The organism is Lentzea nigeriaca (genome assembly GCF_016907955.1).
GTDB classification, from domain to species: domain Bacteria; phylum Actinomycetota; class Actinomycetes; order Mycobacteriales; family Pseudonocardiaceae; genus Lentzea; species Lentzea nigeriaca.
Genome location: NZ_JAFBCX010000002.1, coordinates 541,218 through 559,408, shown reverse-complemented (window position 1 = coordinate 559,408; position 18,191 = coordinate 541,218). Strand labels below are relative to the sequence as shown.

Genomic DNA, 18,191 nt, shown 5'->3' with positions numbered 1-18,191 from the left:
CGCCCACCTGGGCGAACCCTCATCGGACAAGAGCCGGCGAGGGGAATCGAACCCCTAACCTTTCGCTTACAAGGCGAGTGCTCTGCCAATTGAGCTACGCCGGCCTGGCTCGTGTTCGCGAACATGGTAAGCGCCCGTTGCGGGTGCTACCTGCGGCGAACGGTCTGCTCTCAGTGTGATCGGATTGCCCCGGTCGGAGTCAGGCCAACCAACTGAGTGGATCAAAGCGCCGAAGGGGTCGCCTTGACCAGGTCAGGAGGGTAACCAACGGACAGTGATCATGTCCTCCTTTTCGGGTCGCCCGATCGGAGGTGGCAGACGACACAGCAACAGTCCAAGGACTTGTCACGATCACATGACGGAGGTGCGCGAGATTTCCACGAACAACCTGCACGGCCCCTCGCTGCCCGACGACACCACTGTTCACCTGGTACTAGATCTCGCACTCAAGATCGGCGAGGTTCAAATGGCCAGTGGGGCCGGCGCGGCCGACGTAACAGCGACGATTCTTTCAGTTACCGAGAGCTATGGACTCCCGCACACCGAAGTCGACGTGATCTACACCTCAATCAGCGTGTCTTGTCATCGGGGTACTGACGCGCCACCGATCACCGCGGTGCGGGTCGTCCGCCAGCGCAGCCTCGACTACACGCGACTGGCCGCCGTGGAACACCTCGTGCGGAATCTCGGGCCGATCGAGGACGCGCACTCCGAACTCGAACACATCACCACGGCCAAGCACCCGTATCCGCGCTGGGTCGCCACCGTCGCGTGGGCCGGAATGGCCGCGGCCGTCGCGTTCCTCGTCGGCGGCGGGCTGCAGCTCGCGCTCACCGCCGCCGTCGTCACCGCCGTGATCGACCGGGTCGGCCGGATCCTCAACCGCCGCGCGCTGCCGTTCTTCTTCCAGCAACTCGTCGGTGGCGCGCTCGCCACGGGTGCCGCGCTGACGGTCTTCGCGACGGAGTTGCTGCCCGATGTCCGGCCGAGCCTGCTGGTGGCCGTCGGGATCGTCGTGCTGCTGTCCGGGCTCGCGCTGGTCAGCACCGTGCAGGACGCGATCTCCGGCTACAACGTCACTGCCGCCGGGCGCACCGTCGAGACCGTGCTGCTGAGCGCCGGCCTGATCGCGGGCGTCGCGATCGCGATCCGCACGGCCGTCCACTTCGGACTCGAAATCAAGCTCACCGACCCGCTGCCGCCGTTGATCTCCGCGGTGCCGATGCAGTTCGCGGCCGGTGCGGCGACGAGTGCGTTCTTCGCGCTCGCGTGCTATGCGCAGCCCCGCGCGCTCGTCGCCGCGGCGATCTCCGGCGCGATCGGCACGGCCTCCTACGGGCTCGTGACGAGCGCCGGTCTCGACGTGCTGCTCGGGTCCGCCGTGGCCGCCGCGATCACCGGATTCGGTGGCGCGGCCATGACCCGACGGCTGCGCATCCCGACGCTCGTCGTGGTGCAGGCGGGAGTGGTTCCGTTGCTGCCAGGCTGGACCACGTACCGGGGGCTGTTCCAGCTCACCGCGGAGGGCGATCCGGCCGGTTTGAGCACTTTGGTGTTCGCGAGTGGTATTGCTCTCGCCCTGGCGGGAGGGGTGGTGTTCGGCGAGTACCTGGCCCAGCCGGTGCGCACCGGACTGGGCCGTCTGGAGCGCAAGTTCGCTGGTCCACGCATGTCCGGGCCGCTCAAACCCACCAAGCGTCGGTTGGAGTGAACGTGGCTGTGAAAGGGGTTACACGACACGCCCCGGACACGCGTCCGCACTAGCCTCGGTGTTTGTGAGCATGGACATTGGCGAGAACGGTGCGGAATTCGTAGTCGTGGCCAACCGGCTCCCGGTTGACCTGGAACGCTTGCCCGACGGCACAGAACGATGGAAACACAGCCCCGGCGGGTTGGTGAGCGCGCTCGAACCGTTCCTGCGCTCACACAGCGGTGCCTGGGTCGGCTGGCCGGGCGTGGCCGACGCCGACGTCGCCCCGTTCGAGGACGACGGCCTGCTGCTGCACCCCGTCCAGCTGTCCGCCAAAGAGGTCGAGGACTACTACGAGGGCTTCTCCAACGGCACGCTCTGGCCGCTCTACCACGACGTCGTGGCGCAGCCCGCGTTCCACCGGCACTGGTGGAACTCCTACGTGCGGGTCAACCAGCGGTTCGCCGACGCGACCGCGAAGATCGCCGCGCAGGGCGCGACGGTGTGGGTGCAGGACTACCAGTTGCAGCTCGTCCCGGCGATGCTGCGCGAGCAGCGGCCCGATCTGAAGATCGGCTTCTTCCTGCACATCCCGTTCCCGCCGGTCGAGCTCTTCATGCAGCTCCCGTGGCGCACGGAGATCATTCGCGGTCTGCTCGGCGCCGACCTCGTCGGCTTCCACCGGCCCGGTGGCGCGCAGAACTTCCTCTGGCTGGCCCGCCGCCTCGTCGGTCTGGAGCCCAGCCGCGGCACCGTCGGTGTCAGGACCCGGCCAGGTGTCGTGCAGGTCGGCGACCGCACGGTGCGCGTCGGCGCGTTCCCGATCTCGATCGACAGCGCGGGGCTCGACGCCGTGGCGCGCCGCAAGGAGACGCAGGCCCGCGCGAGGCAGATTCGAGAGGATCTCGGCAACCCCAAGCGCATCCTGCTCGGCGTGGACCGTCTCGACTACACGAAGGGCATCGACGTCCGCATCCGCGCTCTCTACGAGCTGATCGCGGACGGCAGGGTGAACCCGGAGGACGTCGCGATGGTCCAGCTCGCCACACCGAGCCGGGAACGCGTCGATCACTACAAGACGATGCGCAAGGACATCGAGCAGTCCGTCGGCCGGATCAACGGCGAGTTCGGGCGGGTCGGCAAACCGGTGGTCCACTACCTCCACCAGTCGGTCAACCGTGAGGAACTGGTGGCGTTCATGAGCGCCGCGGACGTCATGGTCGTGACGCCAGTTCGTGACGGTATGAACCTGGTGTGCAAGGAGTACGTGGCCTGTCGATATGATCTTGGTGGAGCTCTGGTGCTCAGCGAGTTCGCCGGCGCTGCCGCAGAACTGACCAGTGCGTTCCTGGTGAACCCCCATGATCTGGACGGTGTCAAGAACGCACTGCAGGCCGCCCTCGACATCGATCCCGCAGAAGGCCGCCGTAGGATGCGCGCGCTGCGCCGCCAAGTCCTCACCCACGACGTTGACCGCTGGGCGAGGTCGTTCCTGGAGGCGTTGGGCACGCAGACCTCGGTCTGAATCATTTCAGATCCCATTGACCCGACGAGTGCTCCAGGAGGGGCGTTGACCGCCGAGGCCCTCCCCGCCGAACTGCGGCGAGCCATCTGCCAGCTCGCCCGCACCCCGAGACTGCTGGTCGCGAGCGACTACGACGGAACCCTCGCGCCGATCGTGAGCGACCCGGAGCAGGCCCGCCCGCTCCCGGAATCGGTGAACGCGCTGCGTTCTCTCGCGAGCCTGCACGAGACCACCTCCGCAGTGATCTCCGGTCGTGCGCTGCGCGACCTCGCCACACTGTCCCGCCTGCCGGGTGAGGTTCACCTGGTCGGCTCGCACGGCTCCGAGTTCGACGTCGGCTTCGTGCACGCGCTCGACGCGAACGCAAAGGCGCTGCTGCGCCGCATCGAGGGCGAGCTGGAACAGATCGTCGACGGCCACGAGGGTGTGCACCTCGAGGTCAAGCCCGCGTCCGTCGCCGTGCACGTGCGCCGGGCCGAGGCGTCGGTCGGCGAGACCGTGCTGGAAGCGGTCCGCTCCGGCCCGTGCACCTGGGAAGGTGTGCAGGTCACCGAGGGCAAGGCCGTCATCGAGCTCGCCGTCGTGCAGACCGACAAGGGTCACGCGCTGGACATCCTGCGCCACCAGGTCGGCGCCACCGCGGCGATCTTCCTGGGCGACGACGTGACGGACGAGAAGGCCTTCGCCCGCCTGTCCGGCCCTGACCTGGGCATCCGCGTCGGTCCCGGCGAGTCGCTCGCCGAGTACTACGTGAACGACCCCGCCGACGTCGCGACCGTGCTGGCGTTCCTCCTGGAGGAGCGGCGCGCGTGGCTGCACGGCGACCAGGCCGTGCCGATCGAGCGGCTGACCATGCTCGCCAACGAGCGGTCGGTCGCGCTGGTCACGCCGGACGCCAAGGTCAACTGGCTGTGCCACCCGGAGCCCGACTCGGCCGCGATCTTCGCGGACCTGCTCGGCGGACCGGCGGCCGGCCACTTCTCGATCAAGCCGGAGCACGGGTCGCTGCCGCTGGGCCAGCGCTACCTGCCGGGCACGATGATCGTGGAGACCCGCTGGTCGCGGCTCCTCGTGACGGACTACCTGGAGCACGACCTCGCCTCCCACCGCACGGACCTGGTGCGGCGAATTTCCGGTTCGACCAACGCGGTGATCACGTTCGCGCCGCGCCCGGAGTTCGGCCAGGTGCCGGTGCGGTTCATCCGCGAGCGCGAAGGCCTGCGCGTGGTCGGCACGTCCGACCCGATGGTGCTGCGCTCGCCGGGCGTCGACTGGGAGATCACCTCCGACGGCGTGCAGGAGACCGCACGCGCGGTCGTCCGCCCGCGCGAGGGTGCGCCGGTGCTGCTGGAACTGCGGTGCGGCACCGACGACATCTCCGAGCACGCGCTGGCCGAGTCGATCCGCCGTGACCGCGCGGCCGGATACTGGTCGGACTGGGCGGCGGGGCTGAAGCTCCCGACCGTGCAGACGGACCTGGTGCTGCGCTCGGCGCTGACGTTGCGCGGCCTGGTGCACAAGGACTCCGGCTCGATCATGGCCGCGGCCACCACGTCGCTGCCAGAGGAGCTGGGCGGTGTCCGCAACTGGGACTACCGCTACTGCTGGCTGCGGGACGGCGCGATGACCGCCGCGGCCCTGGTGTCCGTGGGCTCGTTCGCGGAGGCCGACGGCTTCCTGGCGTGGCTGCACGGCGTGCTGGAGACCATCCCCGGCCCGGAGCGCCTGCACCCGCTGTACACGTTGCACGGCACGCAGCTCGGTGCCGAGGCCGTGATCGACACGCTGCCCGGCTACGCGGGTTCCCGTCCGGTGCGCGTCGGCAACCTCGCGAACCAGCAGGTGCAGCTCGACGTGTTCGGCCCGGTCGTCGACCTGGTCGTGCAGCTGGCCACCGCCCGTGGCTCGCTGTCGGACCAGGACTGGAAGATGGTCCAGGCGATGGCGGAGGCCGTCTCGCGGCGCTGGCACGAGCCCGACCACGGCATCTGGGAGGAGCGGCACGCGCCGCGCCACCACGTGTACTCGAAGGTCATGTGCTGGCTGACCATCGACCGCGCGATCAAGCTCGGCGAGCAGTTCGGCCGTTCCCTGGACCCGTTGTGGGTGCCGTTGCGCGACACCATCGCCACGGACGTGCTCAAGAACGGCTGGAACGACGAGGTCCAGTCGTTCACCACGGCCTACGACGGCGACGACCTGGACGCGGCCTCGCTCTTCGTCGGACTGTCCGGCCTGATCGACCCGACCGACGAGCGCTTCCAGTCCACCGTCACCGCCATCGAGGCCGAGCTGCGCTCCGGTTCGACCGTGTACCGCTACCACCGCGACGACGGCCTGCCGGGCGACGAGGGCGGCTTCCACCTGTGCGCGGCGTGGATGATCGAGGCCTACCTGCTCACCGGTCGCCGCACCGAGGCCGAGGAGCTGTTCGGCCAGATCGTCGCGGCCGCGGGTCCCACGGGCCTGCTCCCGGAGGAGTACGACCCGATCGCAGAGCGTTCGCTGGGCAACCACCCGCAGGCGTACTCGCACCTGGGCCTGATCCGCTGCGCCCAGCTGCTCTCGCAGTGACGTGACCGTACGCGGGGAGCTTTCGTACTCCAGAAGAGTACGAAAGCTCCCCGCGTACGTCTCAGCGAGCGTCGTCGAGGGTCTTCTTGATGACGGTCAGGGAGTGGGCCATCACCTTGCCCATGGACTCGGCCAGCTCGTCGGGGAGCACGTCGCGCGTCCACACCATCCGGCACCGCCGTTCGCCGTCGGCGACGATCCGCATCACCGCGTTGTCGTGCTCCGGTGCGACGGTGCCGCCGACGACCGAGTAGGCGATCCGACGCGCGTCCTGGTCGACCGAAACGCGCTTTTCCGTGACCACGGTGCCGTCGGCGAAGCTGACCGTCCGCTCGTCCGTCTCGGCCTTGGTGTCCAGCACCAGCCCTGGGGCCATGCGCGACGGGCCGGTGGCGAAGTCTCCGATCACTTCCCACACGTCGTCGGCGCTGGACTCGATCACGATCTCCTTGCTGATGTAGGCCATGTGATCAGCCGACCAGACAGAGCAGGTGGCCCTGCGGGTCGGCGAGCACCGTCCACCCGTCGCCCGGCTGGAACTCGGGCTTGGTCGCGCCCAGCTCGAGCAGTTGCTTGACGGCGAGCTCGCGGTCGGCGACGTCGAAGTCGAGGTGCGCCTGCTTGGTGGGGCTCGGCCACCGGGGCGGCTCGTAGCCGTCCACCCGCACGAAGGCGAGCTGGACTCCGCCACCGCTGACGTAGACGCAGTCCTCGTTGCTGAACGTCACCTCCCACCCCGTGACGGCGCGGTAGAACTCGGCCAGCGGTCCGGGGTCGGCGCAGTCGAGGACGATCGTGGTGAGCTGGGCCAATGCGGACATGGAAGTCTCCTTCGGTTCTTGTGCGCACCAGCCTCGTCCGGAGCCGCTCGGCGGTCTTGAAGATCCTTGCGGGAATTGTCAGACCCCCGGCCTAACCTGCTGGTGTGCTCTCGTTCGTCGACCTCGCGGCCCGTCCGGAGTTCACCGTCTCCGTGGTGGACTGCCAGGACGATCACCGAGGCTGGTCTGCCGAAACCCCGCGCGCGGACGTGCGGCTCGTGCTCGTGCACCGCGGCGGGTTCCGCCGCCGGGTCCGCGGCCTGCAGGCCGACCTCGACCGCACGGTCGGCTACGTCGGGCTGCCCGGTGAGGAGGAGCAGTTCGCCCATCCCGCGGGCGGCGACGTGTGCACGTCGATCAGCCTCACCGCCGGGTTGTGGCGGGCCGTGGCGGGCGACGCACCCCGGCTCACCGGTTCAGCGCTGTACGTGGACGGCAGGCTCGATCTGGCCCACCGCCGACTGCTGGCCGCGACCCGGTCCGGCGACTCGGCCGAGCACCTCGTCCGCCTGGTGGGAGAGGTCGTCGAGCGGATGGTGACGACGAGGGTCCCGGACGCAGCCGGCGCGGGTGACGGTGCGCTGGTCGCCAGGGCGCGCGACGTGATCGGCGCCGGCCATCCCGCCGCCGAGGGCCTGATTCCGCTCGCCGCGCTGCTGGGCGTCTCGCCGTACCGGCTCAGCCGGGCCTTCACCCGTGAGCTGGGCGTCTCGTTGACCCGCTACCGCAACCGGGTGCGCGTGGGCCGCGTGCTGGATCGCCTGGAGGACGGCGAGACCAGCCTCGCCTGCCTTGCCGCCGATCTGGGCTTCGCCGACCAGGCCCACCTGTCACGGACGATGCGCGAACACCTGGGCCACACGCCGACCGCGCTGCGGAAGCTGCTGCTCAGGGCCGCGGCGGCACCTTCTCGATGATCGTCGCCCGCCCAGGCGACCGGCCCTGCAACGTGATCACGTCACCCCGGATCAGATGCGCCCAGGCCGGCGGCACGAACGGCCGCAACCGTGCCGTCGCCCGTTCTCCCGGCCCCAGCACCGGCTTGGACTCGATCCACAACGCCGCCAGCCGCTGATGCTTGCCCGTCACGTCCCACGTCGGCCGCTCTCCCCTGGCCTGCAACGGTTCCGCGTCCCGCCCGAGCACCAGCTCCACCCGCAGTACGCCTTGGATCGACTCCACGCACCGCCACTGGAACCAGGCCTCGTCCGCGTCCATCTGGATGGCGGCCTCGGCCAGCAGGGCCCAGTAGCGCGGTGTCTGCCAGGTGTTGCCCTCGAACTCCCCCAGCAGGTCGAGCACCAGCTCCCACTCCTCGTGGTCGAGGTGGTCGAGCACGTCCTCGCTCTGCACCTGCGGGGGCACCATGGCCGCCGCGAACCGCAACAACTCACCGATCTCGCGGTCGTGTCTCCCCAACACCCCGGTATTCGATCATAGTCACGGTTCCCGTCGCGGTCAGCCCAGCCGCAGCAGCGCGGCCGACGCCGCCCGGCAGTACCCGGACCTCCTCGCCTTTCCAGACCCCGTCGTGGAAGTCCACGAGGATGCCGAGCGACCTCGAACTCGTCGTGGTCCAGGTACTCCTCGAACGTCCGCGCGCGACAGGCCCGCGTCACCGCACGCGTCGTCCGGCACCAGCGCGACCACCTACCAGCAGCTCAGCCGTCCTCGCTCTTGCTGCCGTTGCGACGCCGGTTCAGGCCCAGAACGTCCAGCGCCGACACCAGATCGTTCGCCACCAGCGCCCGCACGCCGTCCGGCAGCGGGCCGTGGTCCGGCGGCACCAGCGCCTTCTTGAAGCCGAGCCGCGCGGCCTCCATCAGCCGCTTGCCGACACCGTTGACCCGCCTGATCTCGCCCGCCAGCCCCACCTCGCCGAGCACAACCAGGTCGGCGGGCAGCGCGATCTCGCGTTCCGCGGACGCCACCGCCAGCACCACGGCGAGATCGGCGGCGGGCTCGACCAGCCGCATGCCGCCCACCGTCGCGGTGAAGACGTCCTTCTGGAACAGGTTGATCTTGCCGCGCTTCTCCAGCACCGCCAGCGCCATCGAGATGCGCGCGGAGTCGAGGCCGCTGACCGCGCGACGCGGCGCCGGCAGGTTCGTCTTGGCCACGAGGGCCTGCACCTCGCCGAGCATCGGGCGCTTGCCCTCGACGATCACCGTGACGCACGTGCCCTCGACGGCCTTCTCCCGGCGCGTGAGGAACAGGCCCGACGGGTCGGGCACGCCGATGATGCCGTCGTCGCGCAACTCGAAGCAGCCCACCTCGTCGGCCGCGCCGTAGCGGTTCTTGATGCCGCGCAGCAGCCGCAGGCTGGAGTGCCGGTCGCCCTCGAACTGCAGCACGACGTCGACGAGGTGCTCCAGAACCCGTGGGCCCGCAACGGATCCGTCCTTGGTGACGTGGCCGACCAGCACGACCGGCAGCCCGCGTTCCTTGGCCATCGCGATGAGCCCTGACGCGACGGTCCGCACCTGGGTGACACCGCCGGGCACGCCCTCCACGCTCACCGTCGACATGGTCTGCACGGAGTCGACGATCAGCATCGACGGCTTCACCTGGTCGACCTGCCCCAGCAACGCGCTGAGCTCGCTCTCGGCCGCCAGGTACATCTCCGCGTGCAGGTTGCCGGTGCGCTCCGCCCTCAACCGCACCTGCCCCGCGGACTCCTCGCCCGTGACGTAGAGGCAGCGGCCGTGGTTCTCCGCCCACCGGTGCGCCGTCTCCAGCAGCAGCGTCGACTTGCCCACGCCCGGCTCGCCCGCCAGCAGCACGACCGCGCCGGGCACCAGGCCTCCGCCCAGCACCCGGTCGAACTCGCCCACGCCCGTCGACAGCGCCCGTGCCGACTCGATGTCGACCTCGCCGATCGGACGCGCCGCGGACGTCGGCGCACCGGCCACCACGCGGGTCACCGATGCCGTGCCACGTTCCTCGATGCTGCCCCACGCCTGGCACTCGGGGCAGCGGCCGAACCACTTCGCCACCTCGTGCCCGCACTCGGCACAACGGAAGATCGGCCGCGCTGTCTTCGCCACGGGTCGAACGTTAGAGCACGGCACCGACAGAAACGCGAACCGCAGGTCAGAGCGCCGCCGAGAAACCTCGAAGATTTTTCCGCGGGCTTGTCGATCCGGCGCGGTGGCCGTTCGACGCATCAGTGGAAGGACACGACAGCCTGGAGGACACAGTGACCACCGCAATCGCGACCCAGACCCGCAAGTTCGCCGTCGGCCGCTACGCGACCATCGTCACCCGCGTGCTGACCGGGCTGCTGTTCGCCACGACCGGCCTGAACGGCTTCCTGATGTTCATGCCCGCACCGGACCCCAGCACCATGGCACCGGAGGGTGTGGCCTTCAGCACGGCCCTCTACGCGACCGGCTACATGCTGCAGCTCGCGTCCGGCGTCCAGCTGATCGCCGGCGTGCTGCTGATCACCGGCCGGTTCGTGCCGCTGGCGCTCGCGATGCTGGCCCCGATGGTCGTGAACATCTTCCTGTTCCACGTCTTCCTGGAGCCGAGCGGCAGGGTCACGGCGCTGCTCGTCGTCGCCGCGGAGATCGGCCTCGCGTGGTCCTACCGCGCCAAGTTCCGCCCGATGCTCAAGGCCGCCTGACCGCAGAACACGTGAAAACGCCGCCCCCTCACCGAGAGGGAGCGGCGTTTTCACGACAACGTCAGTGACCTTCGGTCTTGTGGCCCTCGCTGACGCGCTTGTGCTCGGACGGCGCGATCGGCACCTCGAGCGTGACCGCACCGGCCTTCTCGAAGACGAACGTGACCTTGACGGTCTGCGCCGCCACGATGTCGCGGTTGACCTTCTTCAGCGTGCAGCGGACCTGCAGCACCTCGAGGTCGTCGGGGACCGCCGCGGACGACGAGGTCGGCGACACCGAGGACGAACCCGACGGGCGGCCGGACGACGACGCGGGCGCACCGGACGACGGCGTCACGGAGCCCGACGTCGGGGCGACCGACGAGGACGACGGAGCACCGGAGGTCGGCGACACCGACGAGGACGGCGCGTTCGACGACGACGGGGCGTGCGAGGAGGACGACGGCGCGGAGGTCTTCGTCGGCGCCTTCGAGGCGTCGTACTCGGCCTGCAGCGCGTAGCGCGCCGGGATGTCCTTGCCGCCCACGACCTCGGCCTCGCCCTCGGCGGCGTCGGCCTTGATCGACAGCAGCTTGTCCGGGGTCTCGCCCGTGTTCGCGATGACGAAGGTCATCGGCACCGAGTCACCCTCGTGATAGCGGTTGCCGTCCGGCGGGAACGCCAGCATCACGTTGCGCACCGCGATCGGGCCCGCGTTTCCGCTCGCACCGTCGACGGCGGCGACCTGGGTGTCGGTCTGGGTGATCTGACCGGCGCTGCAGCCGACCGCCACCAGGCCGAGGCCCGCGGCCAGCGCTGCCGTCACGATCATCCGGCGAGACACTCCTGAGTTCACGGCTCCAGCGTCCTTCCTAGGGAACAACCACCAGGCAAAGAGCCTAACCGGGGCCCGAAAAGCGGACTCGACGTGGTGCCAATCGATCTTGACAAGCCCGTACGTTGCACGCGAACAGGTGGTTTGTCAACCCCCCGCATGGCCCTGACCAGCACTAACGGATCATCGAGCTGCGTTCGCGGCCTTGCCGGACGTGTTAGGATGGAGGAAGCGAAAGGGGCAGAGGACACATGGTTTTCAAGGTCGGAGAGACCGTCGTCTACCCGCACCACGGTGCCGCTCTCATCGAAGCAATCGAGACCCGCGTTATCAAGGGCGAGGAGAAGAAGTACCTCGTTCTCAAGGTGGCGCAGGGCGACCTCACCGTTCGGGTTCCCGCTGACAACGCCGAGATCGTAGGCGTGCGCGACGTTGTCGGCCAGGAAGGGCTCGACCGGGTCTTCGAGGTCTTGCGTGCTCCCCACACCGAGGAGCCGACCAACTGGTCTCGGCGGTACAAGGCCAACCTTGAGAAGCTCGCCTCCGGCGACGTGAACAAGGTTGCGGAAGTGGTGCGCGACCTCTGGCGGCGCGAGAAGGATCGCGGGTTGTCCGCCGGCGAGAAGCGGATGCTGGCGAAGGCGCGGCAGATACTGGTCAGTGAGCTGGCGCTGGCCGAGGGCACCGACGAGGACAAGGCCGAGGTCCTCCTCGACGAAGTTCTCGCCACCGCGTCGTAGTTTTCCAAAATCACACAGAGCATCGGATAACGCTGCAGACATGAGTGTTGTCGCGCTCGTGCCCGCGGCAGGGCGGGGTGAGCGTCTGGGCTACGGGATGCCCAAGGCGCTCGTGCCGGTCAACGGGGTACCGCTGTTGACCCGTGCCGTTCAGGGCCTGTTCGCGTCAGGCCAGGTTCAGTACGTCGTCATCGCCGCTCCACCGTCCGATGTGGATCTAGTGCACACCGCAACCGCCTCGCTGGCCCCGGCCGGCGGGGCGGTGCACGTGCTTTCAGGGGGCGCCGAACGCACCGACTCGGTGCGCCTCGCCCTCGAACACGCGCTCCGCGTGATTCCGGACACCTCGATCGTGCTGGTGCACGACGCCGCCCGTGCTTTCACCCCTCCCGAGGTCATCGCCGGCGTCGTGGCCGCGGTGCGCGACGGGCACGACGCCGTCATCCCGGTGCTTCCGGTGGCCGACACGATCAAGCAGGTGGACGAGGTCGGAGTAGTCGTCTCCACACCTGACCGGGCCGGTCTGCGGGTCGTCCAGACCCCGCAGGGTTTTCGCGCCGAGACTCTCAAAGCCGCCTATTGCTCCGGTATTGCCGCGACTGACGACGCTGGTCTCGTTGAGAAGAACGGCGGCAAGGTCCACACGGTTCCCGGGCACCCGCACGCCATGAAGATCACCACCCCGTTCGACCTCGCGGTCGCGGAAGCTCTTTTCACCGGAGGCCAGCAGTGAGGATCGGCCAGGGCGTCGACGTCCACCCGATCGAGGCAGGTCGCGAGTGCTGGATCGCCGGACTGCTGTGGGAGGGCGTCGACGGTTGCGCTGGTCACTCCGACGGCGACGTCGCCTCCCACGCGCTGTGCGACGCGTTGCTCTCCGCCGCCGGCCTCGGTGACCTGGGCGCGGTCTTCGGCACGTCGGACCCTCGCTGGTCGGGCGCGCACGGAGTGGTTCTGCTCACGGAGGTCCGCCGCCTGATCGAGGAGGCCGGTTTCCGTGTGGGAAACGCCACAGTGCAGGTGATCGGCAACGAGCCGCGCATCGGCAAGCGCCGCGAGGAAGCCCAGAAAACGCTTTCCGAGGCCGTCGGGGGGCCGGTCTCGGTCGCCGGCACGACGACCGACGGACTCGGTCTCACGGGGCGGAACGAGGGAATCGCGGCGATCGCCACCGCGTTGTTGATCGCATGGCCTCCCTCTCAGAACCACAGCGCACCCTCCTAGACAGCGCGAACTACGCCACAGTCGCCACGCTGACCAAGGACGGCAGCCCGCAGACGTCCGTCGTGTGGATCAAGCGCGACGGCGACGACGTGCTGTTCTCCACCGTCGTCGGCCGCGCGAAGGAACGTCACCTCAAGCGCGACCCGAGGGTGAGCATCACCGTCATCGACAAGGACAACCCGTACCACTACACGGAGTTCCGCGGTGAGGCGTCGATGACGACCGAGGGCGGCGACGACCTCATCAACGAGCTGGCGCACAAGTACACCGGCGACGACTACAAGGGCGACGTCGGCACCGACAACGTCCGCGTGGTCGTCCGCGTGAAGGTCGCGAAGACCACCGGGAACGGCTAGTCCGGCAGCTTCAGCACGGCAGTGCCGCCGTCGAGGTCGATCCGAGTTCGCGGCGGCGCACCGTCACCCTCCTCGTCGCGGCGCTGCCTCTCCTCCTTGCGATGCTCCAGTTCGTCGCGCTTGGCACCCTCGAACGTCGCTCCCAGCTCGTCGAAGCTGATCGTTGCGAGAGGTGTGCCGCCCTTCTTGCGCCGCACCACCCACTCGATCACGGCCATCACGAACAAGATCGTCACCACACCCGGTAACGACATCGCCCAGATCATCCCCACCGCCATGTACTGGACAACTCGCCCGCTGGACGTGTGGTTCCCGCCACTAAGCTCCACGAGGTGCCCAAGTACGACGTGTGCCTCTCCTTCGCCGGCGAAGACCGTGACTACGTCGAAGAGGTGGCCCGCCACCTCACCGAACTAGGCGTCTCCCGCTTCTACGACACCGACGAGCAGGCCGATCTGTGGGGCAAGAACCTGGTCGAGCACCTCGATCACATCTACCGCAAGGACTCCCGGTTCTGCGTGATGTTCATTTCCGAGGCCTACGCGCGGAAGATGTGGACCAAGCACGAGCGGCAGTCCGCGTTCGACCGGGCGATGGTCTCCGACACCGAGTACCTGCTGCCCGCGCGGTTCGACGACACCGAGATCCCGGCGCTGCGCGTGGGCACCGGCTACATCGACCTGCGCAACCGCACTCCGCGCGAGCTGGCCAGGATGATCGCGGAGAAGGTGGGGTCGGCGGTCGACGCACCGGAGCCGGGCTGGGAGTACCAGCTGTTCGCGGACACCGTGGCGCTGCACATGGGCAAGCTGAGCGCCAAGCAGATCAGCCACGAGCTGGGCGACGTCACGCCTGGCCGCACGATCACCTCGGACACCGACGCGCTCGACAACTACCGGGCGCGCACCGGCGTGTTCGACGAGATCATCAACCGTCTCGGGGAGCTGCTCTCGCCGGGCAAGCAGCAGTGGGCGTTCGGGCCGGCGGGACGACCGGGTGACCGCAACCGGATCCGGCTGCTGGCCAACCGGTTCGTGGAGACGTACGAGGACCTGCTCAACTGGGCAGCCGAGCTGCGCGGCACCAAGACGCCGGAGCGCTACCGCGTGCTCTACAGGCTGACCGCCCAGCTCGCCGACCAGCCGCTCAAGCAGGTCGAGGCCTTCGTCGCCGAGCTCACGGCCGCCGCCGAGCGCAATGCCGGCGACCTGCACCTCGTCATCTCCTACGACCCGGAGCCGGTCAAGGCCGAGCTGAAAAAGGTCCAGACCACTTAGGCCGAGAGAACGTAGAGTCTCCGAGTGTGACGATCCACGCCGCGCTCTTCGACTTCTCCGGCACGCTCTTCCGGCTCGAACACCCCGAGCTGGCGTCCAACGCGGACCTGATGCGTGCGCTCACCGCCCCGGTCGGCATCGCCGACGACATGGATCCCGAACTCGTCGACGCGTGGTACCGCCGCGACCTCGACCCCGACGTCCACCGCTGGGTGCATGTCCGGGTGCTCAACGACGCGAACGTGCCCGACGCCGAGACGCTCTACGACCAGCTGATCGACGCGGAGTCGTGGCAGCCCTACCCGGACACGAAGGCGACGCTGGAGCACCTCGCCGACGTGCCCGTCGCGGTCGTCAGCAACATCGGCTGGGACATCCGCCCGGTGTTCGAGCGGTTCGGGCTGACGCACCTCGTGGACGAGTTCGTGCTCTCCTACGAGGAGGGCGTGATCAAGCCGGACCCGAAGATCTTCACGACCGCGTGCGAACGGCTGGGCGTCGACCCGCGCAACGCCGTGATGGTCGGGGACAGCGAGGAGGCGGACGGCGGAGCGGAGGCCGTCGGATGCGCCTTCCGGCTTGTCAATCCAGTTCCGACGAGTGACCGGCCCACTGCTCTTTTGGATGTGGCCCGTACCATTCCCGTGTGAGCCTCCACATCTACGACACGGCGAGCCGGAGCATGCGGGAGTTCCACCCGCAGGTCAACGGAACGGCGTCGATCTACGTGTGTGGGGCGACCGTGCAGGGCATCCCGCACATCGGGCACGTCCGCAGCGGCCTGAACTTCGACGTCCTCCGGCGCTGGCTCGCCCGCGACGGTGCCGACGTCACGCTGGTCCGCAACGTCACCGACATCGACGACAAGATCCTCACCAAGGCCGCGGAGTACGACCGGCCGTGGTGGGAGTGGGCGTACACGCACGAACGCGCCTTCGAGGAGGCGTACGACGCGCTGGGCTGCCTGCCGCCGTCGTACGCGCCGCGCGCCACGGGTCACGTGACGCAGATGATCGAGCTGATGCAGCGGCTGATCGACAAGAACCACGCGTACGACGTCGACGGTGACGTCTACTTCGACGTGCGCTCGTTCCCGGAGTACGGCGCGCTGTCCGGCCAGAAGCTCGACTCGGTGGAGCAGGGCGAGACCGCGGTGCGCGGCAAGCGCGACCCGCGCGACTTCACGCTGTGGAAGGCCGCGAAGCCCGGCGAGCCGTCCTGGCCGACGCCGTGGGGCCACGGCAGGCCCGGCTGGCACCTCGAGTGCTCGGCGATGGCCACGACGTACCTCGGCAGCACGTTCGACATCCACGGCGGCGGGCTCGACCTGATCTTCCCGCACCACGAGAACGAGCAGGCGCAGTCCCGCGCGGCCGGCGACGGCTTCGCCAACTACTGGATGCACAACTACTGGGTGACGCTGTCCGGCGAGAAGATGGCCAAGTCGCTCGGCAACACCGTGTCCATCCCGGCGATGCTGAACAAGGTCCGCGCGCAGGAGCTGCGGTACTACCTGGTCACGCCGCACTACCGCTCGCACATCGAGTACTCCGAAGGCGCGCTGGACGAGGCGGTGACGGCGTACGGCCGCGTCGAGTCGTTCCTGCGGCGCGTCGTCGAACGCGTCGGACAGGTGGAGCTCCGCGGTGAGATGTGCCCGGACTTCGTCGTTGCGATGGACAACGACCTGAACACCCCGCAGGCCGTGGCCGCGCTGCACAACAAGGTGCGGCAGGGGAACACGGCGCTCGCCGACGGCGACCACGACGCGGCCCGCGAGGCCGCCGAGTGCGTGCGCCGGATGGCCGACATCCTCGGCGTCGACCCGTTGTCGCCGAAGTGGAACGACGTCTCGGCTGCCGACCTCGGCATGCGGCAGGCGTTGACCACGCTCGTGGATCGGCTGCTCGTCGAGCGCCAGGAAGCCCGCAAGAGCAGGGATTTCGCGCGTGCTGACGCGTTGCGCGACCAGCTGCTGGAGGCGGGCATCGCCGTCGAGGACACCCCCGACGGTCCGCAGTGGACGTTGAAGGACGACTGACTTCCGTGGCTGGCAATTCCAAGCGCAAGGGCGCGATGCGCAATCCGGGCTCGAAGAAGGGCGCGGTCGTCGGCTCCGGCGGGCAGAAGTCCAAGGGGCTGCAGGGCAAGGGTCCGACCCCGAAGGCGTCGGACCGCCCGAACCACCCCGCCTACAAGCGGGCCAAGGCGGCCGCGAAGACCGAGGCCGTCAAGACGCAGCGGCGCCAGAAGACCGAGAAAGCCCAGGCCGAGACCGTGGCGGGCCGCAACCCCGTCGTGGAGTGCCTGCGCGCGGGCACGCCGGCGACGGCGCTGTACGTGGCGCTGGGCATCGACGCGGACGACCGCGTGGCCGAGGCCGTGCGCCTGGCCGCCGACCGGGGCATCTCCGTGCTGGAGGTGGCCCGCGGCGAGCTCGACCGGATCACCGGCGGCGCGATGCACCAGGGCCTCGGCCTGCAGGTGCCACCGTTCGACTACGCCACTCCCGACGAGCTGCTCGAGCTCGCCCAGCGTGCCGGTGAGCCGCCGCTGCTGGTGGCGCTCGACGGCGTGACGGACCCGCGCAACCTGGGTGCCGTCGTGCGTTCGGCGGCGGCGTTCGGCGCACACGGCGTGGTGCTGCCGCAGCGGCGCAGCGCGTCGATGACGGCGGTGGCGTGGCGGACCAGCGCGGGCACGGCGGCCAAGCTGCCGATCGCGATGGCCACGAACCTGACCCGCACGCTGCGTGACTGGGCCGAGGCGGGCCTGATGATCGTGGGCCTGGACGCGGACGGCGACGTGGACGTCGACGGTCTGGAGCTCGCGACCGGGCCGCTGGTCGTCGTCGTGGGCTCCGAGGGCCGCGGTCTCGGCCGTCTGGTCAAGGAGACCTGCGACCAGACCGTGTCGATCCCGATGGCCACTGGCGTCGAGTCGCTCAACGCGTCCGTCGCGGCCGGTGTCGTGCTGGCCGAGGTGGCGCGGCGCCGCCGGGTCGCGGCCAAGGGCTGATCACGGCTGACGTTATCGGCCGGTTCACGACGCCAATGACGTCCATTCACCGACGTTAGTGATCGTTTTCCTGCCCGCTGAACCGGTTTCGGCGAGGCGGGCGGGAAACGGTGACCCCAGTGACAGCCATGACAAACGGCGTGGCCTATTACACGACGCTCCCGAGCGCGGGTACGTTCTCGTGTGGTCGCCAATTGCCAGATCTGCGAGCATGAGTCGGAGCGGGTTGCACCGGTCGGCCGAGCCCATGACACCCGTTTGGCACCAGTTGACACAGACCGTGACCATTTGGGGTCCAATCAGGCGAAGCCGAGGTCAACTGTGAAGAAGATCAGCCTCGCGTTTCGCTATTGTAACTACTTTAGGTAACTAGCCTGCTCCGTTTAGGTACACACTGTGGTAGGACAGACGTTGAACGGTCAGGCAGCTTCTACCGTGATTGTCGATAGAAATTGATTACCACCGGCGGGGGCGACGTGACTCGGCGTAGAGCGAATCAGGACGTGCTGATTCGCCGCGCGCGG

19 protein-coding genes and 1 tRNA gene are annotated in these 18,191 nt (G+C 68.9%); 13 read left to right on the top strand and 7 right to left on the bottom strand.

Annotation, left to right across the window (positions count from 1 at the left end; genetic code table 11):
* Positions 1–31 precede the first annotated feature (31 nt).
* Positions 32–104, bottom strand: a tRNA-Thr gene (locus JOD27_RS09055).
* A 176-nt stretch (positions 105–280) separates the two neighbouring features.
* Here JOD27_RS09055 and JOD27_RS09050 point away from each other — a divergent pair.
* The 3 genes from JOD27_RS09050 to otsB all read left to right on the top strand — a co-directional run bounded on the left by JOD27_RS09050 (position 281) and on the right by otsB (position 5,789).
* On the top strand, positions 281–1,711 hold the full coding sequence (locus tag JOD27_RS09050) for a threonine/serine exporter family protein (RefSeq protein ID WP_204761661.1): 1,431 nt from the start codon (positions 281–283) through the stop codon (positions 1,709–1,711).
* 70 nt (positions 1,712–1,781) lie between these two features.
* Positions 1,782–3,215, top strand: coding sequence for an alpha,alpha-trehalose-phosphate synthase (UDP-forming) (locus JOD27_RS09045; RefSeq protein ID WP_204762045.1), 1,434 nt, complete (start codon positions 1,782–1,784; stop codon positions 3,213–3,215).
* Between the two features lie 45 nt (positions 3,216–3,260).
* Entirely contained in the window at positions 3,261–5,789 is a 2,529-nt protein-coding gene (otsB, locus tag JOD27_RS09040) for a trehalose-phosphatase (protein ID WP_204761660.1), read from the top strand.
* Between the two features lie 61 nt (positions 5,790–5,850).
* Here otsB and JOD27_RS09035 read toward each other — a convergent pair whose 3' ends face one another.
* Both JOD27_RS09035 and JOD27_RS09030 read right to left on the bottom strand, forming a co-directional pair.
* Positions 5,851–6,255 (bottom strand): SRPBCC family protein, encoded by a 405-nt coding sequence (locus JOD27_RS09035; protein WP_204761659.1) that lies wholly within the window; start codon positions 6,253–6,255, stop codon positions 5,851–5,853.
* A gap of 4 nt (positions 6,256–6,259) precedes the next feature.
* On the bottom strand, positions 6,260–6,610 hold the full coding sequence (locus JOD27_RS09030) for a VOC family protein (RefSeq protein ID WP_204761658.1): 351 nt from the start codon (positions 6,608–6,610) through the stop codon (positions 6,260–6,262).
* Positions 6,611–6,714: 104 nt separating this feature from the next.
* Here JOD27_RS09030 and JOD27_RS09025 point away from each other — a divergent pair, with 104 nt between their 5' ends.
* Positions 6,715–7,527 carry a helix-turn-helix domain-containing protein gene (locus JOD27_RS09025; RefSeq protein ID WP_204761657.1) on the top strand — a complete coding sequence of 271 codons (813 nt, stop codon included), beginning with the start codon at positions 6,715–6,717 and terminating at the stop codon, positions 7,525–7,527.
* Here JOD27_RS09025 and JOD27_RS09020 read toward each other — a convergent pair.
* Both JOD27_RS09020 and radA read right to left on the bottom strand, forming a co-directional pair.
* Positions 7,499–8,029 (bottom strand): hypothetical protein, encoded by a 531-nt coding sequence (locus JOD27_RS09020; protein WP_204761656.1) that lies wholly within the window; start codon positions 8,027–8,029, stop codon positions 7,499–7,501. The genes JOD27_RS09025 and JOD27_RS09020 overlap by 29 nt on opposite strands.
* A gap of 242 nt (positions 8,030–8,271) precedes the next feature.
* The gene (gene radA, locus JOD27_RS09015) at positions 8,272–9,657 is read right to left on the bottom strand and encodes a DNA repair protein RadA (RefSeq protein ID WP_307830020.1); all 1,386 of its coding nucleotides are present in this window, start codon (positions 9,655–9,657) and stop codon (positions 8,272–8,274) included.
* 152 nt (positions 9,658–9,809) lie between these two features.
* Here radA and JOD27_RS09010 point away from each other — a divergent pair, with 152 nt between their 5' ends.
* The gene (locus JOD27_RS09010; protein ID WP_204761654.1) at positions 9,810–10,238 is read left to right on the top strand and encodes a DoxX family membrane protein; all 429 of its coding nucleotides are present in this window, start codon (positions 9,810–9,812) and stop codon (positions 10,236–10,238) included.
* Between the two features lie 61 nt (positions 10,239–10,299).
* Here the strand turns inward: JOD27_RS09010 and JOD27_RS09005 are convergent, their stop codons facing one another.
* Positions 10,300–11,073 (bottom strand): hypothetical protein, encoded by a 774-nt coding sequence (locus JOD27_RS09005; RefSeq protein WP_204761653.1) that lies wholly within the window; start codon positions 11,071–11,073, stop codon positions 10,300–10,302.
* A gap of 230 nt (positions 11,074–11,303) precedes the next feature.
* Here JOD27_RS09005 and JOD27_RS09000 point away from each other — a divergent pair, with 230 nt between their 5' ends.
* From JOD27_RS09000 to JOD27_RS08985, 4 genes are read left to right on the top strand one after another with little or no spacing between them, the layout of a single operon-like run.
* Positions 11,304–11,792, top strand: coding sequence for a CarD family transcriptional regulator (locus JOD27_RS09000; RefSeq protein ID WP_065915127.1), 489 nt, complete (start codon positions 11,304–11,306; stop codon positions 11,790–11,792).
* 40 nt (positions 11,793–11,832) lie between these two features.
* On the top strand, positions 11,833–12,525 hold the full coding sequence (gene ispD, locus JOD27_RS08995; RefSeq protein ID WP_204761652.1) for a 2-C-methyl-D-erythritol 4-phosphate cytidylyltransferase: 693 nt from the start codon (positions 11,833–11,835) through the stop codon (positions 12,523–12,525).
* On the top strand, positions 12,522–13,016 hold the full coding sequence (ispF, locus tag JOD27_RS08990; protein ID WP_204761651.1) for a 2-C-methyl-D-erythritol 2,4-cyclodiphosphate synthase: 495 nt from the start codon (positions 12,522–12,524) through the stop codon (positions 13,014–13,016). The genes ispD and ispF overlap by 4 nt, the downstream gene beginning before the upstream one ends.
* Positions 12,980–13,372, top strand: coding sequence for a PPOX class F420-dependent oxidoreductase (locus JOD27_RS08985; protein WP_204761650.1), 393 nt, complete (start codon positions 12,980–12,982; stop codon positions 13,370–13,372). Before ispF ends, JOD27_RS08985 begins: the two co-directional genes overlap by 37 nt.
* Here JOD27_RS08985 and JOD27_RS08980 read toward each other — a convergent pair.
* On the bottom strand, positions 13,369–13,608 hold the full coding sequence (locus tag JOD27_RS08980) for a DUF6191 domain-containing protein (RefSeq protein WP_204761649.1): 240 nt from the start codon (positions 13,606–13,608) through the stop codon (positions 13,369–13,371). The genes JOD27_RS08985 and JOD27_RS08980 overlap by 4 nt on opposite strands.
* Positions 13,609–13,704: 96 nt before the next feature.
* Here JOD27_RS08980 and JOD27_RS08975 point away from each other — a divergent pair, with 96 nt between their 5' ends.
* From JOD27_RS08975 to rlmB, 4 genes are read left to right on the top strand one after another with little or no spacing between them, the layout of a single operon-like run.
* Positions 13,705–14,649, top strand: coding sequence for a toll/interleukin-1 receptor domain-containing protein (locus JOD27_RS08975; protein WP_204761648.1), 945 nt, complete (start codon positions 13,705–13,707; stop codon positions 14,647–14,649).
* 26 nt (positions 14,650–14,675) lie between these two features.
* Positions 14,676–15,299: an HAD family hydrolase gene (locus JOD27_RS08970; RefSeq protein ID WP_204761647.1), complete on the top strand. Its 624-nt coding sequence runs from the start codon at positions 14,676–14,678 to the stop codon at positions 15,297–15,299.
* Positions 15,296–16,690, top strand: a complete 1,395-nt coding sequence (gene cysS, locus JOD27_RS08965; RefSeq protein WP_204761646.1) for a cysteine--tRNA ligase — start codon at positions 15,296–15,298, stop codon at positions 16,688–16,690. Before JOD27_RS08970 ends, cysS begins: the two co-directional genes overlap by 4 nt.
* Before the next feature lie 5 nt (positions 16,691–16,695).
* Positions 16,696–17,667, top strand: a complete 972-nt coding sequence (rlmB, locus tag JOD27_RS08960; protein WP_204761645.1) for a 23S rRNA (guanosine(2251)-2'-O)-methyltransferase RlmB — start codon at positions 16,696–16,698, stop codon at positions 17,665–17,667.
* Positions 17,668–18,191 lie beyond the last annotated feature (524 nt).

Bases quoted from the DNA above. Each gene is read 5' to 3' on its own strand.
- JOD27_RS08985 (WP_204761650.1), top strand. From the start codon at position 12,980: ATGGCCTCCCTCTCAGAACCACAGCGCACCCTCCTAGACAGCGCGAAC.
- ispD (WP_204761652.1), top strand. From the start codon at position 11,833: ATGAGTGTTGTCGCGCTCGTGCCCGCGGCAGGGCGGGGTGAGCGTCTG.
- JOD27_RS09000 (WP_065915127.1), top strand. From the start codon at position 11,304: ATGGTTTTCAAGGTCGGAGAGACCGTCGTCTACCCGCACCACGGTGCC.
- JOD27_RS09050 (WP_204761661.1), top strand. From the start codon at position 281: ATGTCCTCCTTTTCGGGTCGCCCGATCGGAGGTGGCAGACGACACAGC.
- JOD27_RS09045 (WP_204762045.1), top strand. From the start codon at position 1,782: ATGGACATTGGCGAGAACGGTGCGGAATTCGTAGTCGTGGCCAACCGG.
- JOD27_RS09035 (WP_204761659.1), bottom strand. From the start codon at position 6,255: ATGGCCTACATCAGCAAGGAGATCGTGATCGAGTCCAGCGCCGACGAC.
- JOD27_RS09030 (WP_204761658.1), bottom strand. From the start codon at position 6,610: ATGTCCGCATTGGCCCAGCTCACCACGATCGTCCTCGACTGCGCCGAC.